The organism is Brevundimonas sp. (assembly GCF_041911375.1).
GTDB lineage: Bacteria > Pseudomonadota > Alphaproteobacteria > Caulobacterales > Caulobacteraceae > Brevundimonas.
Genome location: NZ_JAYRPA010000084.1, coordinates 1 through 18,530, shown reverse-complemented (window position 1 = coordinate 18,530; position 18,530 = coordinate 1). Strand labels below are relative to the sequence as shown.

24 protein-coding genes, 1 tRNA gene and 1 pseudogene are annotated in these 18,530 nt (G+C 66.8%); 6 read left to right on the top strand and 20 right to left on the bottom strand.

Going from position 1 to position 18,530, the window contains the following annotated elements:
- Positions 1-94: 94 nt before the first annotated feature.
- A complete protein-coding gene (locus ACE3PU_RS14130; RefSeq protein WP_374390737.1) occupies positions 95-970 on the top strand; it encodes an AraC family transcriptional regulator N-terminal domain-containing protein in 876 nt (291 codons plus the stop codon).
- Between the two features lie 13 nt (positions 971-983).
- Here ACE3PU_RS14130 and ACE3PU_RS14125 read toward each other — a convergent pair whose 3' ends face one another.
- The 9 genes from ACE3PU_RS14125 to ACE3PU_RS14085 form a co-directional block, all read right to left on the bottom strand.
- Positions 984-1,448 (bottom strand): lysozyme inhibitor LprI family protein, encoded by a 465-nt coding sequence (locus ACE3PU_RS14125; RefSeq protein WP_374390736.1) that lies wholly within the window; start codon positions 1,446-1,448, stop codon positions 984-986.
- A gap of 61 nt (positions 1,449-1,509) precedes the next feature.
- Positions 1,510-1,971 carry an NUDIX hydrolase gene (locus ACE3PU_RS14120; RefSeq protein WP_374390735.1) on the bottom strand — a complete coding sequence of 154 codons (462 nt, stop codon included), beginning with the start codon at positions 1,969-1,971 and terminating at the stop codon, positions 1,510-1,512.
- Between the two features lie 4 nt (positions 1,972-1,975).
- A complete protein-coding gene (gene der, locus ACE3PU_RS14115; protein WP_374390734.1) occupies positions 1,976-3,604 on the bottom strand; it encodes a ribosome biogenesis GTPase Der in 1,629 nt (542 codons plus the stop codon).
- A 32-nt stretch (positions 3,605-3,636) separates the two neighbouring features.
- Complete coding sequence (locus ACE3PU_RS14110; RefSeq protein ID WP_374390733.1) at positions 3,637-5,022, bottom strand: PQQ-binding-like beta-propeller repeat protein; 1,386 nt, start codon at positions 5,020-5,022, stop codon at positions 3,637-3,639.
- Positions 5,023-5,045: 23 nt separating this feature from the next.
- On the bottom strand, positions 5,046-5,795 hold the full coding sequence (locus tag ACE3PU_RS14105) for a tetratricopeptide repeat protein (RefSeq protein ID WP_374390732.1): 750 nt from the start codon (positions 5,793-5,795) through the stop codon (positions 5,046-5,048).
- Positions 5,796-5,874: 79 nt separating this feature from the next.
- On the bottom strand, positions 5,875-6,711 hold the full coding sequence (panB, locus tag ACE3PU_RS14100; RefSeq protein WP_374390731.1) for a 3-methyl-2-oxobutanoate hydroxymethyltransferase: 837 nt from the start codon (positions 6,709-6,711) through the stop codon (positions 5,875-5,877).
- Between the two features lie 55 nt (positions 6,712-6,766).
- Complete coding sequence (locus ACE3PU_RS14095) at positions 6,767-7,174, bottom strand: hypothetical protein (RefSeq protein ID WP_374390730.1); 408 nt, start codon at positions 7,172-7,174, stop codon at positions 6,767-6,769.
- On the bottom strand, positions 7,164-7,721 hold the full coding sequence (locus tag ACE3PU_RS14090; protein ID WP_374390729.1) for an RNA polymerase sigma factor: 558 nt from the start codon (positions 7,719-7,721) through the stop codon (positions 7,164-7,166). Before ACE3PU_RS14090 ends, ACE3PU_RS14095 begins: the two co-directional genes overlap by 11 nt.
- A 25-nt stretch (positions 7,722-7,746) precedes the next feature.
- Positions 7,747-8,145, bottom strand: coding sequence for a DUF6249 domain-containing protein (locus ACE3PU_RS14085; RefSeq protein ID WP_374390728.1), 399 nt, complete (start codon positions 8,143-8,145; stop codon positions 7,747-7,749).
- Between the two features lie 250 nt (positions 8,146-8,395).
- Between ACE3PU_RS14085 and ACE3PU_RS14080 the strand changes: the two genes are divergently transcribed.
- From ACE3PU_RS14080 to pip, 3 genes are read left to right on the top strand one after another with little or no spacing between them, the layout of a single operon-like run.
- The gene (locus tag ACE3PU_RS14080) at positions 8,396-8,635 is read left to right on the top strand and encodes a hypothetical protein (protein ID WP_374390727.1); all 240 of its coding nucleotides are present in this window, start codon (positions 8,396-8,398) and stop codon (positions 8,633-8,635) included.
- 2 nt (positions 8,636-8,637) lie between these two features.
- Positions 8,638-9,000: a DUF423 domain-containing protein gene (locus ACE3PU_RS14075; protein WP_374390726.1), complete on the top strand. Its 363-nt coding sequence runs from the start codon at positions 8,638-8,640 to the stop codon at positions 8,998-9,000.
- Positions 9,001-9,035: 35 nt separating this feature from the next.
- Positions 9,036-10,010, top strand: a complete 975-nt coding sequence (pip, locus tag ACE3PU_RS14070; protein WP_374390725.1) for a prolyl aminopeptidase — start codon at positions 9,036-9,038, stop codon at positions 10,008-10,010.
- 173 nt (positions 10,011-10,183) lie between these two features.
- On the opposite strand, the gene rplL is transcribed toward pip, so the two are convergent.
- Both rplL and rplJ read right to left on the bottom strand, forming a co-directional pair.
- Positions 10,184-10,573: a 50S ribosomal protein L7/L12 gene (rplL, locus tag ACE3PU_RS14065; protein WP_374390724.1), complete on the bottom strand. Its 390-nt coding sequence runs from the start codon at positions 10,571-10,573 to the stop codon at positions 10,184-10,186.
- A gap of 62 nt (positions 10,574-10,635) precedes the next feature.
- Positions 10,636-11,151, bottom strand: coding sequence for a 50S ribosomal protein L10 (gene rplJ, locus ACE3PU_RS14060; RefSeq protein WP_374390723.1), 516 nt, complete (start codon positions 11,149-11,151; stop codon positions 10,636-10,638).
- A gap of 319 nt (positions 11,152-11,470) precedes the next feature.
- On the opposite strand from rplJ, the gene ACE3PU_RS14055 reads away from it, so the two are divergent.
- Entirely contained in the window at positions 11,471-12,178 is a 708-nt protein-coding gene (locus ACE3PU_RS14055; protein ID WP_374390722.1) for a glutathione S-transferase, read from the top strand.
- 22 nt (positions 12,179-12,200) lie between these two features.
- On the opposite strand, the gene ACE3PU_RS14050 is transcribed toward ACE3PU_RS14055, so the two are convergent.
- Positions 12,201-12,656, bottom strand: coding sequence for an NUDIX hydrolase (locus tag ACE3PU_RS14050; protein ID WP_374390721.1), 456 nt, complete (start codon positions 12,654-12,656; stop codon positions 12,201-12,203).
- Positions 12,657-12,901: 245 nt separating this feature from the next.
- Between ACE3PU_RS14050 and ACE3PU_RS14045 the strand changes: the two genes are divergently transcribed.
- Positions 12,902-14,089: an aspartyl/asparaginyl beta-hydroxylase domain-containing protein gene (locus tag ACE3PU_RS14045; protein ID WP_374390720.1), complete on the top strand. Its 1,188-nt coding sequence runs from the start codon at positions 12,902-12,904 to the stop codon at positions 14,087-14,089.
- A 70-nt stretch (positions 14,090-14,159) separates the two neighbouring features.
- Here the strand turns inward: ACE3PU_RS14045 and rplA are convergent, their stop codons facing one another.
- The 8 genes and pseudogenes from rplA to tuf form a co-directional block, all read right to left on the bottom strand.
- A complete protein-coding gene (gene rplA, locus ACE3PU_RS14040) occupies positions 14,160-14,849 on the bottom strand; it encodes a 50S ribosomal protein L1 (RefSeq protein ID WP_374390719.1) in 690 nt (229 codons plus the stop codon).
- Between the two features lie 4 nt (positions 14,850-14,853).
- Positions 14,854-15,285 (bottom strand): 50S ribosomal protein L11, encoded by a 432-nt coding sequence (gene rplK, locus ACE3PU_RS14035; RefSeq protein WP_249750145.1) that lies wholly within the window; start codon positions 15,283-15,285, stop codon positions 14,854-14,856.
- Between the two features lie 232 nt (positions 15,286-15,517).
- Positions 15,518-16,093: a transcription termination/antitermination protein NusG gene (gene nusG, locus ACE3PU_RS14030; protein ID WP_374390718.1), complete on the bottom strand. Its 576-nt coding sequence runs from the start codon at positions 16,091-16,093 to the stop codon at positions 15,518-15,520.
- 13 nt (positions 16,094-16,106) lie between these two features.
- A complete protein-coding gene (gene secE, locus ACE3PU_RS14025) occupies positions 16,107-16,403 on the bottom strand; it encodes a preprotein translocase subunit SecE (RefSeq protein WP_374390717.1) in 297 nt (98 codons plus the stop codon).
- Positions 16,404-16,473: 70 nt separating this feature from the next.
- Positions 16,474-16,549: transfer RNA gene (locus ACE3PU_RS14020), tRNA-Trp, on the bottom strand.
- Positions 16,550-16,641: 92 nt separating this feature from the next.
- Positions 16,642-17,979 (bottom strand): hemolysin family protein, encoded by a 1,338-nt coding sequence (locus ACE3PU_RS14015; protein WP_374390716.1) that lies wholly within the window; start codon positions 17,977-17,979, stop codon positions 16,642-16,644.
- A gap of 93 nt (positions 17,980-18,072) precedes the next feature.
- The gene (locus ACE3PU_RS14010) at positions 18,073-18,207 is read right to left on the bottom strand and encodes a hypothetical protein (protein WP_374390715.1); all 135 of its coding nucleotides are present in this window, start codon (positions 18,205-18,207) and stop codon (positions 18,073-18,075) included.
- 195 nt (positions 18,208-18,402) lie between these two features.
- Positions 18,403-18,530 (bottom strand): annotated as a pseudogene (tuf, locus tag ACE3PU_RS14005) (elongation factor Tu); the annotation flags it as partial.

The window sequence follows — 18,530 nt, the reverse complement described above, 5'->3', positions numbered from 1 at the left end:
GGCGAAGACTTGCACGATCCTGTCAAAGACCCTCCGCCCGCTTGCGCGGTGATCGCCGCAGGTATTCAGTCAGGTCATGACGCTCTTGCCTGAAATGGGAGACCTGATCGCGCGACACGCGCCGACCGACCTGTCGCGCTCGGCCGTGCCGGGACTGCGTCTTTACGCCAGCGACCGGCCGACGCGCATGGTCTCCGTCAACTACGACCCGATGCTGTGTCTGGTGGTGGCCGGATCCAAACAGACGATGCTGGGAGACGTCGTCTATCCCTACCAGGCCGGCGACTGCCTGGTGGTGTCGGCCGAGCTGCCGGTTTGCGGCAGCGTGATCGAGACGCCCTATCGGGCCCTCAGCTTCGACCTGAACGCCGCGACCATCGCACGAATGATGCTGGAGATGGGCGTCCCGTCGCTATCCGACCAACCGCCGCCGTCGGGCATGCGCGTCGCGCGACTGGACGACGACCTGCTGGAGCCCCTGGCGCGTCTGGTCCGGCTGCTGGACCGGCCGCAAGAGATCGCGATGATGACGCCGATGATCGAGCGCGAACTGATCTGGCGATTGCTGAACAGCCGCCACGCGCCGACCGTTTGTCAGATCGGCTCGTCCGAGAGCCGGCTGTCGGGGGTGAACCGCGCCATCCGGTGGATCCGGGACAACTATGCCCGTCCCATGCGTGTGGAGGACCTTTCCGCCATGGCGGGAATGAGCCTGTCCACCTTTCACCGGCATTTCCGCACCGTGACCACGATGAGCCCGCTCCAGTTCCACAAGCAGGTTCGTCTGCAGGAAGCCCGCGCACGCCTGCTGAGCGGGGACGACGGAGCCGCAGAAACAGGGTTCACCGTCGGCTACGACAGCCCGTCGCAGTTCACGCGGGAGTACGCGCGCCAATTCGGTCTTCCGCCGGGGCGCGACAGGGTTCGGATGCGCGAGACGCTGTCGGCCGGCGGACTTTCGACGGGGTGAGGCGCGGCGCGCGTCACTCCTCGGACTGCAGTTCTTCCGACGCCGGCCGAAGGGGTTCAGGCAAAACCGGAGGCGTCGAGTCCACGTAGACGAGATAGTTGCGCCAGACCACATGAGTGCGCTCTCGCGTCATGTCGATGCGGCAGCGGAGCGCCGCGGCGGTGCGGACCGAGCCGCGCGCCCATTTCTCATAGACGCCGCCGCAGACGATGTCGGCATAGGCCCTCCAGACCAGCTGGGCGTTGTCGAGGTGGGCGCGCTGGGACGAGCGGGAGCCGTCTTCCGCGTTCGCCCCATCCAGGTTGTCAGCGGTGCGGCGGGCGACGGTCAGATAGCGCTCCATCCGCTCGGTCTCCCGCCGCAGGTCGCGGGTCGCGCAGGCGTTGATCTCCGGCGTGTTGGCGGCCTGGGTGCAATCCGGCGGCAGGTGATCGGGCGACTGCATCGCGGCGACGCCGGCAAGGATGAGGATAAGCATCGGGGGTCTCCTACGAAGCCCCGCCACTCAACGCCCCCCCACCGATCGTAGGCAAGCCCTTTCACAGCGCCTCGACAAGGTCGGCCAGGTCGGCGGGCCAGACGGCCTCCCGGGATGCGCGAATCTCGTCCGCAGACCACCAGCGATGTTCGGTCAGAACCTGCCGCTCATCCTCGGTCCAGCCGCTGGCCGAGAGGGCGAAGGGCTCGACCCGAAGCAGGAAGAAGCGCTGGTCCACATTGGCCATACGGCCATCGGGCAAGCAGAACTCGACGACCCGACGGGCGACCTGCGGGCCGGGATCGACCACGGACAGGCCCGTCTCCTCGAACAGCTCGCGCCGCGCGGCGTCTTCATAGGTTTCGCCGGGGTCGCAGCCGCCGCCGGGCGTGGCCCAGAAGGCCGTGCCCGCCAGCGGTCCGTCGGCGTAGACGAAGCGGAACAGCAGCACCCGCCCCTGCCCGTCCAGGATCAGCCAGCGCGAGGTCGGCCGATCGGGAAGGACGCCCTGGACCTCGCTCATGCGATCAGCGCTTGGCGCCGCCCTTCTGGCCGGTGCGGACGCGGCCCGAGCGCGAGACCTGGCGGGCGCCGCCGCGCGCGCCCTTGCCGACGATGGCGTTGGTCCCGGACTTTTTGGAGGCGCTGGCCTTCAGCCCGCCCAGGGGTTTCACCTTGGGCTTGATGCCGGCCTTGGCCTTCTGCTCCAGCGCCTTGCCGGGCAGGTTGGACAGACGCTCCTCGGCCTTCTCCGCCTTCTGGATGCGGCGCGGCGCGGTCTTTGCGGCGCCCTTGAAGCGTTCGGGCCCCGACTTGGCGCCCCCATCGACATAGGGGTTGTCGCCGCTGGACTTGACGTTCAGGCGGATCGGCGTGCCCGGAAGGTCGAAGCTCTCGCGGATCGAGTTGACCAGATAGCGCTTGTAGTGGTCCGGCATCGAGGCGGCGCGACTGGCCATCAGCACGAAGGTGGGCGGACGGGCCTTGGTCTGGGCGATGTATTTCGGCTTGATGCGCTTGCCGTCCACGGCGGGCGGCGGGTGGCGCTGGGTGGCCATGGACAGCCAGGTGTTGAGGTCCTTGGTCTTCACCTTGACCGACCAGGTGTCATAGGCCTGCAGCACGGCCGGCATCAGCCGTTCCACGCCCCGGCCGCTGTGCGAGGACAGGGCCACGAAAGGCGAGCCCTTCAGCTGGGGCAGCTTGTCCTCGGCCATGGCCTTCAGCTTCGCCAGCTTGGCCTGCGGCTCCTCTTCCAGGTCCCACTTGGAGGCGACATAGACCAGGGCGCGCCCTTCCCGCTCGACCAAGTCGGCCAGTTGCAGGTCCTGGGTGTCGAAAGCGTCGTCCTTGTCCATCATCAGGATGACGACTTCGGCGAAGGTGATCGCGCGGATGGTGTCGGCGACCGACAGTTTCTCCAGCTTCTCCTGCACGCGCGCCTTTCGGCGCATGCCGGCGGTGTCGATCAGGCGGATGTTCTTGCCTTCGAACGTCCAGTCCACCGAGATGGAGTCGCGGGTGATGCCCGCCTCGGGCCCCGTCAGCAGCCGGTCGTCGCCGATCAGCCGGTTGATCAGCGTCGACTTGCCGGCGTTCGGGCGGCCGATCACGGCGATGCGGATCGGTTTGTCCGGCTCGTCGATCTCTTCGATGAAGATGTCCTGCGACGCCGCAACGATGGCGGCGTACAGGTCGGCCATGCCCTCGCCGTGCTCGGCGGAGATGGCGACCGGCTCGCCGAAGCCCAGGGCGTGCGCCTCGCCGACGCCGCCCCCGCTCTCGCGGCTCTCGGACTTGTTGGCCAGGAGGATGATGGGCTTGTGCACCTTGCGCAGGCGTTCGGCGAAGATGCGGTCCAGCGAGGTGACGCCTTCGCGGGCGTCCATCATGAACAGGATCAGCTCGGCGTCATCCAGCGCGGCCTCGGTCTGCTCGCGGATCCGGGCTTCCAGGCTTTCGTCGGTGACGTCCTCATAGCCCGCGGTGTCGATCAGCGTCAGATCCATGTCGCCGATGTTGCCGTCGGCGTACCGCCGGTCGCGGGTCACGCCGGGGCGATCGTCGACCAGCGCGAGGCGCTTGCCGACGAGGCGATTGAACAGGGTCGACTTGCCCACATTGGGGCGGCCGACGATGGCGACCTTCAGAGCCATGTCGGCCTTCTAACTCAGTTTGCGACGAAACGTCAGCGGATGCAGATCAGTTGGCCGGAATCCGTCAGGACATAGAGGGCGCCATTATAGGCGCTCGGGGCGATGAAGGCGGGCGCGCCCAGGTTCAGCATCGCCTGCTGGGCGCCGGTCTTCGGATCCATCGCGACCGCCTCGCCGAACGAATTGACCATCACCAGGCGGTTGGACGCCAGGATCGGGCCGGACCATTGCGGCCGGACCTCGTGGTCGAACAGGCCCAGGAAGCCGCCTTCCTTGCGCACGCGGCCTTCGTTCAGCTCGCGGGTCCAATAGACCTGGCCGGTGTCGCGGTTGGCGACGATCAGCTCGCCGGCCTTGGAGACGACGAAGACGGCGTCGCCGACCGGCAGGGGCGCGTTGACGCCGACGATCGGCAATTGCCAGCGCGGCTGACCCGAACGGATGTCCACCGCAGCCAGCTGGCCGGAGTGGCTGACGCCGTACACCGTGCCGCGGCTGACCACCGGGCGGCCGGCGATGTCGCGCACCTCCGACAGGGCGCTGGTCCGGCTGGTGTTGGACAGCGTCTGTTCCCACACCGGTTGGCCGTTGTTGGCGCGCAGCGCGACCAGCTGCCCCGAGGCGAACGGCGCGATCACCGTCTCGCCGGTGACCGCCGGGCTGGACGCCCGCAGGACGCGGGCCGGCTCGCCGATGCCGCGATAGGCCCAGACCTGGGCCCCGGTCGCGGCGTCGAAGGCGAACATCTGGCTGTCGACGTCGACCACATAGACGCGGCCCGCAGCGGCGGTCGGGGCGCCGTGGATCGGGGAATCGACGTTCTGGCTCCACACCACCGCGCCGGTGTTCGCATCCAGCGCCGACATGGTCCGATAGCCGGACGAGACGAAGACCCGGCCGCCGGCCACCGCGACGCCGCCGCCGAAGCCGCCGCCGCGACCACGATCACGCCCCTCGGGCTTCACATTGGCCTTCCACAGGACGTCGCCGGTGTCGGCCGAGACGGCCGTCACGGTCGACTCGCCGTCCAGCACGAAGATCTTGCCGTCGGCGGCCACAACGGGCGCCATGACGTCGCCGGGATTGGCCGAGCCCGCGCCGATGTCGCGTCGCCAGGCGATCTGGAAGTTCGGCGCGGCGATGACGTGCTCGACCAGGTTTTCCGGCGTGCCGCCCGGCTGCGTCCAGGCCGTGGCCGCCTGCGGTCCCGGCAGGAAGAAGTCGCGGCCGGCCAAGGCGGCCGACGGGGCCAGTTGCTCGTCGAACTCGAGCACCGAGATGCGTTGTCCCGCGGTCGCCGTGGCCTGCGGCTCCTCGGCGCGCCCGAGGCCGAACGGCAATGCGCGGCGCACGGTCCCGCACGAGGCGACCGTCAGGGCGACGCCGCAGATCAGCGCGACTTTCAGAGCTCGGTTCATCGAAGGCGTCCTGTCCGGTGACGTCACTGTTGGGCCGGCGCGGCCGGCGCGGCGGGCGATTGCGCGGCCGGAGCCGAAGTCGCGGGGGCGTTCTTGGCCGCGTTGATCACGCCCGGCAGAGCCGCCGCCGTGCCCGAATCGATCAGGGCGATGGCGGCCTGGGCCTGCTGGCGGACGGCGTCGGGCACGTCCTGCCCCAGTTGCAGCACGACCAGGGCCGAGCGCGCCTCGGTGGTCTTGCCGTGCTGCAGCCGCGCCAGGGCCAGCGCGTGCTGGGCGAAGGCGTGCATGGGACGATCGTCCTCGGCCAGCGGCGTCAGGCGGCTCTCGAGCTCGGCCAGGGGCGCGGTGTCCATCAGAAGCCAGACGGCTTTCAGCGCCGCGGTGTCCGCCAGGATCGGGTCACGCGTGGCCTTGGCGGCCTCGTCGAACAGGCGGACGGCGTCGGGGATGCGATTGGCCTCGACCGCCAGACCGGCCTGCTGCTGCAGCGCCAGGGCCTTGTACGCGCCGTTGCCCTGCTCGACCGTCTCCTGGAAGGCGGCGCGGGCGTCGGCGGGCTTGCTCTCGCGCAGGGCTTCCATGCCCCGGTCATAGGCTTCGGCGCCCTTGGACGCGCGGCTGGTCTGATAGCTGTCCCAGCCCCACCAGCCGAGCGCGCCGATCAGGGCGACGATCAGGACCACGCCCAGCACGGGCAGCCAGGTGCGGGCCAGGCGCTTGTACCGGTCGGAGCGGAGCTCCTCCTCGACCTGCTCGAAGACATCAACCACGGAAACGTCGCCCCAAAAAGATCGCTGCACGGAATCCGGCGGACCCTAGAGGGTCGCCCTCACGCCCGCAACGAAGCCGTTACGGCGAAGCCGGTTTTTTCGAGAAGTAGGTCTCGACTTCGGCAGGAAAACGGCGGGCTTTCACGTCGGATGCGAACGCGGCGGCGGCGCGGTCGATCTCGCCGCGCAGATCGGCGTATTTCCGAACGAATTTGGGGGCCCAGTCGAACATGCCCAGCATGTCGTTGACCACCAGCACCTGGCCGTCGCACGCCGCCGAGGCGCCGATGCCGATGGTGGGGACCGGGATCGTCTCGGTGATCTCGCGCGCCAGGGATTCGGCCACGCCCTCGATGACGATGCAGAAGGCTCCCGCCTCGGCCACGGCGACGGCCTCGGCCATCACGCGCTCGCGTTCGGCGTCGGTCCGGCCCTTGGCCTTGAAGCCGCCCTCGGCCAGCACCGCCTGGGGACGCAGGCCGATGTGCCCCATGACCGGGATGCCGCGCTTGACCAAAAACCGGACGATCGGGGCCAGTTCCACGCTGGTCTCCAGCTTCACCGCCTGGGCGCCGGTTTCCTTCATGACCCGAACGCAGGCGTCATAGGCGGCCTGCTCGCCGCCCTCGTAGGCGCCGAACGGCATGTCCACGACCACCAGCGCCCGGCGTGAGCCCCGCACCACCGCCTGGCCGTGCAGGATCATCATCTCCAGCGTGACGCCCACGGTGTTGGGCAGGCCGTGCACCGCCATGCCCAGGCTGTCGCCTACCAGCAGCACGTCGCAGTGTGGGTCCAGCAGGCCCGCCATCGGCGCGTCATAGGCGGTCAGGCAGACGATCGGCTCCGCCCCCTTGCGCCCGGCGATGTCGGGCACGGAGATGCGCCGAACGGTCTCCTGCGTGTGGATGGACATCGAAGGCCTCCTGTATGAACGCCCGTCAGATAGGCGCCGGGAGGCCTCGAGTCACCTAGATGTCCTGCGAAAGCTTGACGGCTCCGGCCGCCAGCAGGGCGAAAAGCGCGCCGGCGACGATCCAGAACGTCATCATGCCCGAGCCGCTCATCAGATCCACCGAGTTCAGCCCCAGACCGTCCAGCCCCGACTGCGCCGCCCCTTGCGCCGTCGCCGCGGCCGCCTGGACGCCCTGGCTGAGGGTCGTCACCTCGGCGTCGCCGGCTGTGAAGTTCAGGTTCACGCCCTCGCGCACGGCGATCAGGCCGCCGACAAGCCCGGCGGCGGTCAGCGCCAGCCCGCGCCAGCGCGAGCGCTTCTCCAGACGGGTGCGAAACTCGGCGACGAACAGGGCGTCGTCGGCCATCGTGGGGGCGCGAGCGAACAGGCGCTCGATCGCCGGGTCGAATTCATCAGCCGACATGCGCCGACCTCCCGCCTGAAGCCGCCGCCGGCTGAAGCCGGGCGCGGAGTTTATCCAGACCACGTTTGACATGGGATTTCACCGTTCCGAGCGGCAAATTCATGGCCGCGGCGATTTCCGGATGGGCCATGCCCGCGCCGTGGCACAGGGACACGCACACCCGTTCGGTCTCGTTCAGCGTCTTGAGCGCCTCGTCCAGATCCATGAAGCCGGCGCGGTCGACCGCGAGGTCGGCCTGGTCGGTCTCGACCTCGGCGACGTATCGGGCCTCGCGGGCGACGCGCTTCAGATAAAGGCGCGCGGCGATCTTCTTGATCCAGCCGGCGAAGGTCCCCTGCCCCCGGAACTCCGAGCAGCGCTGGAAGCCCTGCAGAAAGGCGTCCTGCGCCACGTCGTCAGCCAGGGACGGACTGGCCCCCATCCGGCGCAGCAGCCCCCGGACCGCCGATCCGTGCCGGCGGACCAGCTCGCCGTACTCCCGCCGTCCGCCGGCCGCCGCCTGGGCGGCCAGCTCGACGTCGTGGAGATCGCGCAAGGATTTGCTCATGACGGTTTCCCCCTGTCGGTCGCCGTCAGTCCTTGCTCGGGTTGAAGAAGCTCAGGACGATGAAGGCGACGCCGATCACGGCGGGAATGCAGGCGATGCCCAGCAGACCGTTGTCCACGCCGCCGTTCCAGTCGTTTCCGCCCAGGCTGCTGACGATGCCGAAGGCGGCGATGCCGATACCGGTGGCCAGCCAGATGATGCCCCGGCGGATGTCCTTGATGCGCGAAGGCAGGGCCTTCTGCACGTCCTTGGTCATGACGTCGATCAGCTCTGCGGGCAGCTCCTGCCCCTTGTCCACCGCGTGGCGGACGGTTTCCTGCATGTCCCGCTTCTCGCGGTACTTGAGGAACGTCGGGCCGACTATGATGGCCGTGATGGTGCCGAAGACGGCGAAGATGGCGAAGATCGGAATGAAGTCTTCCATGGCGATACCCCTGTGATCCCTTGCGGCGCAGCCTGATGCGGCGGCCTTCTGATCACAAGAGGCGCCGACGACCGCCCACGGATGCGCGAACCGACGTGAAATCTTCGTAAGGTCAGCCCCGCCCCTTCAGTCTTCCACATCGCCCTCTTGGCGATGCGGATCGCGGAAGCGCCGCTGCAACCGATGTTCCAGAGACGGCGGGTTCGCGCTACGGTCCGGGCCTGGTCCTCTTCTCGTCAAGGAACGCGCCATGGCCCACGTCACCTATCGCATCGTCGAACATGACGGGGGCTGGGCCTACAAGGCCGGAGAGACATTCTCCGAAACCTTCGCCAGCCATGACGAAGCCAGGGCTGCGGCGGTCCGCGCGGCGCGCGAGCAGAGGGCGCCGGACGAAAGCGCGGTCATCGAATACGCCGACGACAACGGCGACTGGGTGACCGAGCGCGCCGACGGGCACGACCGTCCGGCGACGGACGTCGAAGGCTGAGCATGACCGACCGCAATCTGGTGGTCTTCGCCGCCCTGAACGGCGCGCTGGCGGTCGTGCTGGGCGCCTTCGCCGCCCACGGCGCCGGGCCGCAGATCAAGACCCCGCTGACCGCGGGGGCGCATTACCAGCTGGCGCACGCCGTCTTCGCCCTGGCCTGCGCCGTGTGGACCGGCGGCGGCCGCATCGCCCGGGTCGCGGGCTGGCTGGGCGCGGCCGGCGGATTGGTGTTCAGCCTGTCGCTGGCCTTCATCGCCCTGCTCGGCCTGCGGGCCATGGGAGCCGTCGCGCCGATCGGCGGCATGCTGATGATCGCCGGTTGGCTTTGTCTCGCATTTGCGGCATTCCAGGGTCGTAGATCGTAACGGCCAAGCTTGGGCCGCCGCTGAAAGACCGCTTCATGGCCTTCCCCGCGCCCGCCGAACCGCGTCGCGAACTCTATCCCGAGATCGAACCCTTCGCCTCCGGCTGGATGGAGACCGACGGGGTCCACGAGATCTACTACGAGGAGTGCGGAAACCCTCAGGGGCGGCCGGTCCTGGTGCTTCACGGCGGACCTGGCGGCGCGGTCAATCCGGGGATGCGACGCTACTTCGATCCGGCCAAGTACCGCATCATCCTGTTCGACCAGCGGGGATGCGGCCAGTCGCGCCCGAACGCCTCGCTCGAGGACAACACCACTTGGACCCTGATCGCCGACATCGAGCGGCTGCGCCAGCGTTGCGGCGTCGACAGATGGGTGGTGTTCGGCGGGTCGTGGGGTTCGACGCTGTCGATGGCCTACGCCATCACCCATCCTGATCGGGTGATGGCGCTGGTGCTGCGCGGCATCTTCCTGCTGACGAAGAAGGAACTGCACTGGTTCTACCAGGACGGCGCCAGCATGATCTTTCCCGACGCCTGGGAGCGGTTCGTGGCCCCCATCCCCGAGGCCGAGCGCGGCGACCTGATGGCGGCCTACTACAAGCGACTGATCGGCGACGATGTCGCAGAGCGGGAGCGCTGCGCCGTGGCCTGGTCCAGCTGGGAAGGCGAGACGGTCAGCGTCGAGGGGCCGAGCGCCCGGCCGGACAAGTTCGCCGAGCCCGAATTCGCGGTCGCCTTCGCCCGGATCGAGAACTGGTTCTTCACCAACGGCGGCTTCTTCCCCGAAGAGAACTGGATCCTGAACAATGTCGACAAGATGCGGTCCATCCCGTGCTGGATCGCGCAGGGCCGCTTCGACGTGGTGACGCCGATCTCGAGCGCCTGGGCCCTGCATCGCGCCTGGCCCGAGGCGAACCTGGACATCGTTCCTGATGCAGGCCACGCCTCGTCCGAACCTGGCGTCATCGACAGCCTGGTGCGCGCCACGGACTGGGCCGCGACGGTCTAACCGGCCGCCAACGCACCCCACGCAAACCGACGCGGCGACCAAGCCTCAAGCAGCGCTAGGCGCGGTAGGCGAACAGATCGGGGCTCAAGCAGCGCGAAGCGCGATAGGCCAACAAAAAGGCCCGGCGGTTTCCCGCCGGGCCTTTCGATCTTCAGCGAACGCTGAAGGCCAGATTACTTGATCTGAACCTTGGCGCCGGCTTCCGTCAGCTTCTTGGCGATCTCGTCGGCTTGTTGCTTGGAGACGTTTTCGACGACGTTCTGCGGAGCGCCTTCGACCAGGTCCTTGGCTTCCTTCAGACCCAGGTCCGAACGCACGCCACGGACTTCCTTGATGACGTTGATCTTCTTGTCGCCGCCGTCGACCAGGACGACGGTGAACTCGGTTTGCTCTTCGGCGGCTTCAGCCGGAGCGCCACCGGCGGCGCCGCCGGCCGGCATGGCCATGGCGACCGGAGCAGCGGCGCTGACGCCCCACTTTTCTTCCAGCAGCTTCGACAGCTCAGCGGCTTCCAGCACGGTGAGCGAGGACAGGTCTTCGACGATCTTGGCGAGGTCGGCCATTGTCAGTTTTCCTTCGGAGGGTTGGTTTCAGAGAGAGATGCAGAGATGAAAGAGGTCGCCGCTTACGCGGCTTCCTTGGTGGCGTAGGCGTTGAACACCCGGGCCAGCTGACCAGCGGGCGCTTGCAGCACGCCGGCGATCTTGGTCGCGGGCGCGTTGAGCAGGCCGATGAGCGAGCTGCGGACTTCGTCGAGCGTCGGGAGCTTGGACAGAGCCTCCACACCCTTGGGATCGACGACGGTTTCACCCATGAAGCCGCCGACGATCTTGAAGCGATCGTTGGCCTTGGCGAACTCGGTGGCGACCTTGGCGGCCGTACCGGGGTTCTCGGCGTAGGCGATGCCCACCGGACCCTTGAACAGGCCGTGGTAGTCGCTGCCTTCTTCGGCTTCGAGCGCCTTCAGCGCCAGGCGGTTCTTGACCACCTTGAACGCGCCGCCTTCTTTACGAAGACGGCCACGCAGGTCTTCCATTTCCGCAACGGTCAGACCCAGGTTGTGGGCCACGACCACGCTGCCGGCGTCGGCGAAAACGCCCTTGAGCGATTCGATAGACTCGGCTTTTTGAGCGCGATCCATTGCGGTCTCCAGTCTTGGTATTCGCCGCCGGGCTTATTCCCGACGACGGATTTGGCCAAAGCGTCTTGCGTCGCCGCAAGGCGTTCGGGCCGGTCGTATTGTCCGAAGGATGCGTCTGACGGCGTCCGTCCCGGAATGCGGGCTGACATCGCAAGGTCGCGTCCCCATCTCCCCACGGCGTCAGAGGGCTCTCTGACAGTTATGGCGCGGGTGGCCCCCACGCCCCGAAGTTCTCGGACAGGACCGTCAAAGGGATGAACCTGTGACGGGAAGCGGCGCTCTTACAGGGACGCCGGCGATAAATCAAGGAGCACGACGCATGGCCTATGAACTCTTTTATTGGCCGGGCATCCAGGGGCGCGGCGAGTTCGTGCGCCTGGCGCTGGAGGCCGCAGGCGCCGACTATGTCGATGTTTCGCGTCAGGACGACGGCGCGGCGATGATGAGGCTCATGAAGTCCGGACGGACGCCGTCCTTCGCCCCGCCCTTCCTGCGCCTGGGCGACCGCACCGTGGGGCAGGTCGCCGCCATCCTGGCCTGGATCGGTCCCCAGCTGGGTCTGGCGCCGAACGGCGACAGCGACCGCGCCTGGCTGAACCAGATCCAGCTGACCCTGGCCGACCTGGTGGCCGAGACGCATGACACCCACCATCCCGTCGACCTGATGGCCTATTACGACGACCAGAAGCCGGAGGCGGCGCGTCGCGCGCAGGGGTTCCGCGACCATCGGATCAATAAGTTCCTGAACTGGGCCGAGCAGGTTCTGGCGCGCAATCCGGCCGGACCGCACTGGCTGGTCGGCGACCGCCTCACCTACGCCGACCTGTCGCTGTTCCAGGTGGTCGAAGGGCTCCGTTACGCCTTTCCCACGGCGACCGCCCGCGTCACCGGCGACACGCCTCATGTCGCGGCGCTCCGCGACCGCGTCGCCGCCCTGCCCCGCATCCAGGGCTATCTGAACAGTTCCCGGCGCATCCCCTTCAACGAGGACGGCATCTTCCGCCGCTATCCCGAACTGGACGGCTAGCGGACCGGCTTGGCCGTGTCTGTCAGGCCGCCTTATCCCTCAACGTCGCCGTGAACTGGCGTATCAGCGCGGCGAGGTCCGGCTCGTGCACCGCCGCCGCGGCGTCCTCTGGCGTCATCCAGCGCCGCTCGCGCTGATTTGCCTCGGGCCAGTCCCCGAGCTGAAGGATGACCTGCATTGGATAGACGGCCACGACGCAACGCCGCAGCTCGCCATTGCGGATGACCTTGTTGTAGCGAAAGTGTCCGATCGAGGCGGATGCGATCTCTCCGCGCACGCCGGCTTCTTCGACCGCCTCCTGGGCCGCGGCCTCGGCGTCTGTCTTGCCCGCCATCCGCCCGCCCTTGGGGATGACCCAGCGGCGCGTCTCGCGCGAGGTGATCATCAGAATCTGGGGTCCCTGGTCGCCCCGTCGCCAAGGCAGAGCCGCCACCTGCCGCGTTTCCGACCGGCCGGACCGTTTCGCTGGTTTAGCCATTGTCTGTCCCCTGGCCGACGACGGTTCAATGCGGTTTCATTCCGCTCGTCAACCGCTCCGTCGACAGATGGTTCAGAAACATGTGGCGACGCCTTGCACCCCTCGGCGTGCGCTCCACTAAATCGCGAAAGCCAGCCGCCGAGACGTCGGCGACGCCCGCCAAAACCCCTGACGACAGTCTGCCCGCACAACGACATTTTCGTTGACGGTCCATTCGCACGTGCAACATTACGGATCGGTCATCAATGCGCTTGGGGGAGCGCTGTATGATAGAGGATAATCTTGATCAGGACGCGCTGCTGGTCCTGGCCAGCCAGGCCTTGGCCCGACTGGATCCGAAGAGCGCACTATCTTTCCTGGATCGAGCCGACCGACTAGGCCGCACTCACAACAGCATACTGAACCGCGCGCTGGCGCTGCGTCTTCTCGGCGATTTTCACGCATCCATCCTGACGCTGGATGAGGCGCTGGAGATGCAGCCGTACGATTTCGTCGCCCTGCTGGCGAAAGGCGCCATGCTCGAGAAGCTGGGGCATCAGAGGGCTGCGGTGCAGATCTACGCGGACGCCTTGAAGATCACCCCGCCGCCCGGCGCCCGGCCGCCAGCGCTTACGGCGCAGATCGAGTACGCCACGCGGCTGGTCGAACAACACGCCATTTCCTTGCGAGATTACCTGCAGTCAGAGGTCGCCAGTCTGCGGGAAGGCATGGACGAAGCCACTCGCGAACGTTTCGACGAGGGATTGGAAATCTACGCCGGGCTGAAACAGCCGCCAAAACAGCAACCCCTTCTGCTTAACTACCCCCGCCTGCCGGTCATCCCCTTCTACGACCGCACGCTGTTTCCATGGCTGTCGGAACTGGAGGCGGCCTCGCCCATCATCGTTGAGGAGCTGAAGGGGGTGCTGGACGGAGGGATGGAGGATTTCGTCCCCTACATCGCCTTTCCGAAGGGCGCGCCGGTCAATCAGTGGGGGAAGTTGAACCACTCACGGGACTGGTCCTCGCTGTTCCTCTGGAAGGATGGCGTGCAGCAGGAAGCCGTCTGCGCACGTTTTCCCAGGACTGTTCAAGTCCTGGAAAATCTCCCGATGGCGCGTCAGGACGGTTTCGCCCCCACAGCCGTGTTTTCGGCGCTCCAGCCCCATACACACATCCCGCCACACACCGGGTCTTCCAACGTCCGGCTGCTCGCTCACCTGCCTCTGATCTTGCCAGGCCCCGCCCGCTTTCGGGTCGGCAACAGCGTGAAGGAGTGGAAGATGGGGCAAGCCTGGATCTTCGACGATACGATCGAACATGAGGCCTGGAACGACGCCGAAGAAATGCGCGTCATCCTGATCTTCGACGTGTGGAACCCCTATCTGACCGAGCAGGAGAAGACGCTGATCACCGCGATGATGAAGGCCCAGCGCGCCTTCCTGCGCTCCTGAACGCCGCAGCAAAAGAAACGGCCCCGGGGACACCCCCGGGGCCGTCTTTACATCCAGTCGAGAGGACCGATCAGGCGCCCAGCGAGGCCGGATCGATCTTGATGCCGGGGCCCATCGTCGAGGACAGGCTGATGCGCTTGACGTAGGTGCCCTTGGCGCCCGACGGCTTGGCGCGGACCAGGGCGTCCACGATCGCCTTGACGTTGGCTTCCAGGGCGTCCTGGGCGAACGAGGCCTTGCCGATGCCGGCGTGGACGATGCCCGCCTTCTCGACGCGGAACTCCACGGCGCCGCCCTTGGCGTCCTTGACGGCCTGGGCGACGTTCGGGGTCACGGTGCCGACCTTGGGGTTCGGCATCAGGCCGCGCGGACCCAGCACCTTACCCAGACGACCGACCAGGGCCATCATGTCCGGCGACGCGATGACGCGGTCGAAGTCCATGAAACCGCCGGCGATCTTCTCGTACAGGTCTTCGGCGCCGACATGTTCGGCGCCGGCCGCGGTGGCCTCGGCCGCCTTAGCGTCCTTGGCGAAGACGGCGACGCGAACGTCACGGCCGGTGCCCGAGGGCAGGTTGACCACGCCGCGGACCTGCTGGTCGGCGTGACGCGGGTCGACGCCCAGGTTGACGGCGATCTCGATCGACTCGTCGAACTTGGCCTTGGCGTTGTCCTTGACCAGCTTGATGGCGTCGGCGAACGGGACCAGGTCCTGGGTCACGCCGGTGCGGGCCTTGTGAGCCTTGGTTTGCTTGGCCATGTGCTTAGCCCTCCACCACTTCGAGGCCCATCGCGCGGGCGGAGCCTTCGATGATCTTGGCCGCAGCGTCGAGATCGTTGGCGTTCAGGTCCTTCATCTTCTTTTCGGCGATTTCACGCAGTTGCGTCTGCGTGATCTTGCCGGCGATCTCGCGGCCGACCAGCTTGGCGCCCGACTTCAGGCCGGTGGCCTGCTTCAGGTACCAGGTCGCCGGCGGCGTCTTGGTCACGAAGGTGAACGACTTGTCCTGATAGACGGTGATGACGGTCGGAAGCGGGGTGCCCTTGGCTTCCTTCTCGGTCCGCGCGTTGAACTCCTTGCAGAAGCCCATGATGTTCACGCCGCGTTGACCCAGAGCCGGGCCGATCGGGGGCGAAGGCGTGGCCGAACCGGCCGGCACTTGCAGCTTGATATAGCCGAGAATCTTCTTGGCCATTGGTCTCTCCTATGGATGATCCCGGACTGTGGTCCGGAACCGGTGAGCCGTGGTCCGGCATGGCTGCCTCCCACGGATTTGCCCGCATGCGCGGGAGGCGCGCGTATAGCCGAGAGACTAAGGAAACGCAACGACGCCCCTCGCCCGCCCTCGCTCCGATCGTGAGGTCGACAAAAGAAAGAAGCCGCGCCCTCTCGGACGCGGCTTCAAAATCTCGGAAGGTTCGAGAGCGTCAGCCCGCGACCTTCTCCACCTGGGCGTATTCCAGTTCGACCGGCGTGGCGCGACCGAAGATGGAGACGGCCACCCGCAGACGGGCATGTTCCTCGTCCACGCTCTCGACCGAACCGTCGAAGCTGGCGAACGGTCCGTCGATGACCTTGACCTTCTCGCCGATGTCGAAGCGGATCGTGGGCTTGGGACGCTCCACGCCCTCTTCCACAGCGCCGATGATGTTCTGAACTTCGCGCTCGGACACCGGCAGCGGCTTGGTGCCGCCGGCCGCGCCCAGGAAGCCGGTGACCTTCGGCGTGTTCTTGACCAGGTGATAGGCCTGGTCGGTCATCTCCATCTTCACCAGGACATAGCCGGGGAAGAACTTGCGTTCCGAGTTCACCTTGCGGCCGCGGCGGATCTCCACCACGTCCTCGGTCGGCACCAGGATCTCCGAGAAGGCGTCTTCCAGCCCCTGCTGCCGGGCCTGTTCGCGCAACTGCTCGGCGACCTTCTTCTCGAAGTTCGAATAGGCGTTGACGATGTACCACTTGTGGCGGGGATTGGCGGCCGGCTTGGGCGCAGCATCGGTCATGGAGGCGTCTTTCTCAGGAACCGAGAGCGATGATGTAACGGAAGGCGAAGCCGAGACCGGTGTCCACCACCCAGAAGAAGATCGCGGCGATCAGCACCATGATGAAGACCATCACCGAGGTGATCCAGGTCTCCTTGCGGCTGGGCCACACGATCTTGCGCCCCTCGGCGCGCACCTGGCTGAAGAATTGAGCCGGGCTCGTTTTCTTCTTGGACTCGGCCGCCTCGACGGCGATCGTCTGGCCCGCCGGGGCGGTCTGCAGCTTCGAGCCCATCTGCGGGCGCTTGCCGGGGTTCTTGGCCTTGGCCATCAGATGCTCTTCAAACAATTGATCCTGTCGCCCCAGATGGGAAGTCCCATCCGGAAGCGACAGGGGGAAATGGCAGGAGTTGGGGGACTCGAACCCACGACCCCCGGTTTTGGAGACCGGTGCTCTACCAGCTGAGCTAAACTCCTAGACAATCGCAGGACCGCGAGGCCCTTACGTTCGCCAGAGGGGCGCGTATGCCCCACGCCGCCCCCGATTTCAAGGGCGGATATGCCGCGCCCTAGTCCTCGTCCAGATGCGCGGCGACGGCCTGCTTCTCTTCGTCGGCCCGGATCAGTTCCTTGAAGATCAGCTTGTCGATGCGGCGGTCGTCCATGTCGATGACCTCCACCTCGAAGCGGCCGACCTGCATCACCTCGCCCTCGTCCGGCACCCGTGAAAGCTGATGCAGGATCAGGCCGGCGACGGTGTGGAATCCTTCGTGCTCGCCGAAGTCCTCGCCCAGGGCGTCGGCCAGCTCGTCCAGGTCCGTCTGGCCGTCGACCAGCCAGCTGCCGTCGGCGCGCTGATGAATGTAGGCGCCTTCCTCGTCATGGCTCTCGTTGAAGTCCCCGGCGATCATTTCCAGGATGTCGGTGGCGGTGACCACGCCTTCGAACGCGCCGTATTCGTCGACGATGAAGGCCATGTGGACCTTGGATCCCTTCAGGATCTCCAGCGCCTTCAGCACAGAGGTGGACTGGGGGATGAAGGCCGGCTCGGCCACCACGCTCTCGACGTCGAACTTGCCGTTGGTCAGCAGGCTGTCCAGCAGGTCCTTCTTGTGGACCACGCCCAGCGGATTATCGACGTCGTTCTCCCGCGCCACGACGATTCGCGAATACGGGCAGGAACGGATTTCCTCGCGCAGCTGATCCTCGGTGTCGTCCAGGGCGATCCAGAAGACCTCGTGGCGCGGCGTCATGGCGACGCGCACCGGACGATCCCCCAGGCGCAGGATCTCTTCGATCATCTCCTGCTCTTCCGGCTCGATCAGGCCCGCCGAGGTGCCTTCCGCCAGGATGGTGGCGACCTCCTCCTGGGTCACGTCCGAACCGTCCCGGTCCTTCACCCCCATCACCTTGAGGATGCCCGAGGTGGAGGCCGTCAGCAGCAGGACGAACGGCTTCATCACCAGCGCCACGGTCGAGATCGGCTGAGCCATCTTGGCGGCGATCGTCTCGGGGAAGATCAGCGCCAGCCGCTTGGGCACCAGTTCGCCGACGATCACCGACACATAGGTGATGCAGACGACGACCAGGGCGGTCGAGAAGATTTCCGTATAGGCGGCCAGGGCTGGGAAGCTGGTCTCCAGGATGCGGTCCAGCTCTCCGGCGATGGTCGCCTGGCCGTAGGCGCCGGCCAGAATGCCGATCAGGGTGATCCCCACCTGGACCGCCGACAGGAACTGCGTCGGCTCCTCAGAAAGCTTCAGCGCCTTGCGCGCGCCGCGGTCCCCCTTCTCCGCCCGGCTCTGCAGCTTGGATTTCCGGGATGAGACGACCGCCAGTTCGGTCATGGCGAAAAGGCCGTTGAGCACCACCAGGAGCAGAACGACGACAATAGCGATGAGTAACATCTAGGGGGTTTGAGGACCGACGCGGCGCGACAAACGGCGTCCGCGTGGCGACACTAGGCGACAATCGCCCTGCGCGCCATGATTTCCTTGAAATCAGCCCGCGCGGCCGGCCTCGACCGAGCCATAGGCGCCGAAGACGGGCCGACCCTGGGCGTCGTATTGCGTCGCGCAGGCCGACATCCCGATCAGGGTGCCGATAAAAATACCGATGCGAACCGCGCGAAACATAGGGTTACCAAATCCTTAACGTCCAGAAGCGAACGTAGATCGGGGATTTGGGTTGCGGACAAGCCCGTACGCCTGACAGGCGAACGCAAACGCAGAAGCGGCCCCCGGATTGCTCCGGGGGCCGCTCTGTCACGTGATCCAGTCTCGGCCTCGAACCGCGCGTGAGCGCGAGAGGCCGAAAGCGGCGATCGTCGATTACTCGATGATCTTGGCCACGACGCCGGCGCCGACGGTGCGGCCGCCTTCACGGATGGCGAAGCGCAGGCCCTGGTCCATGGCGATCGGGGTGATCAGCTCGACGTTCAGCTCGGCGTTGTCGCCGG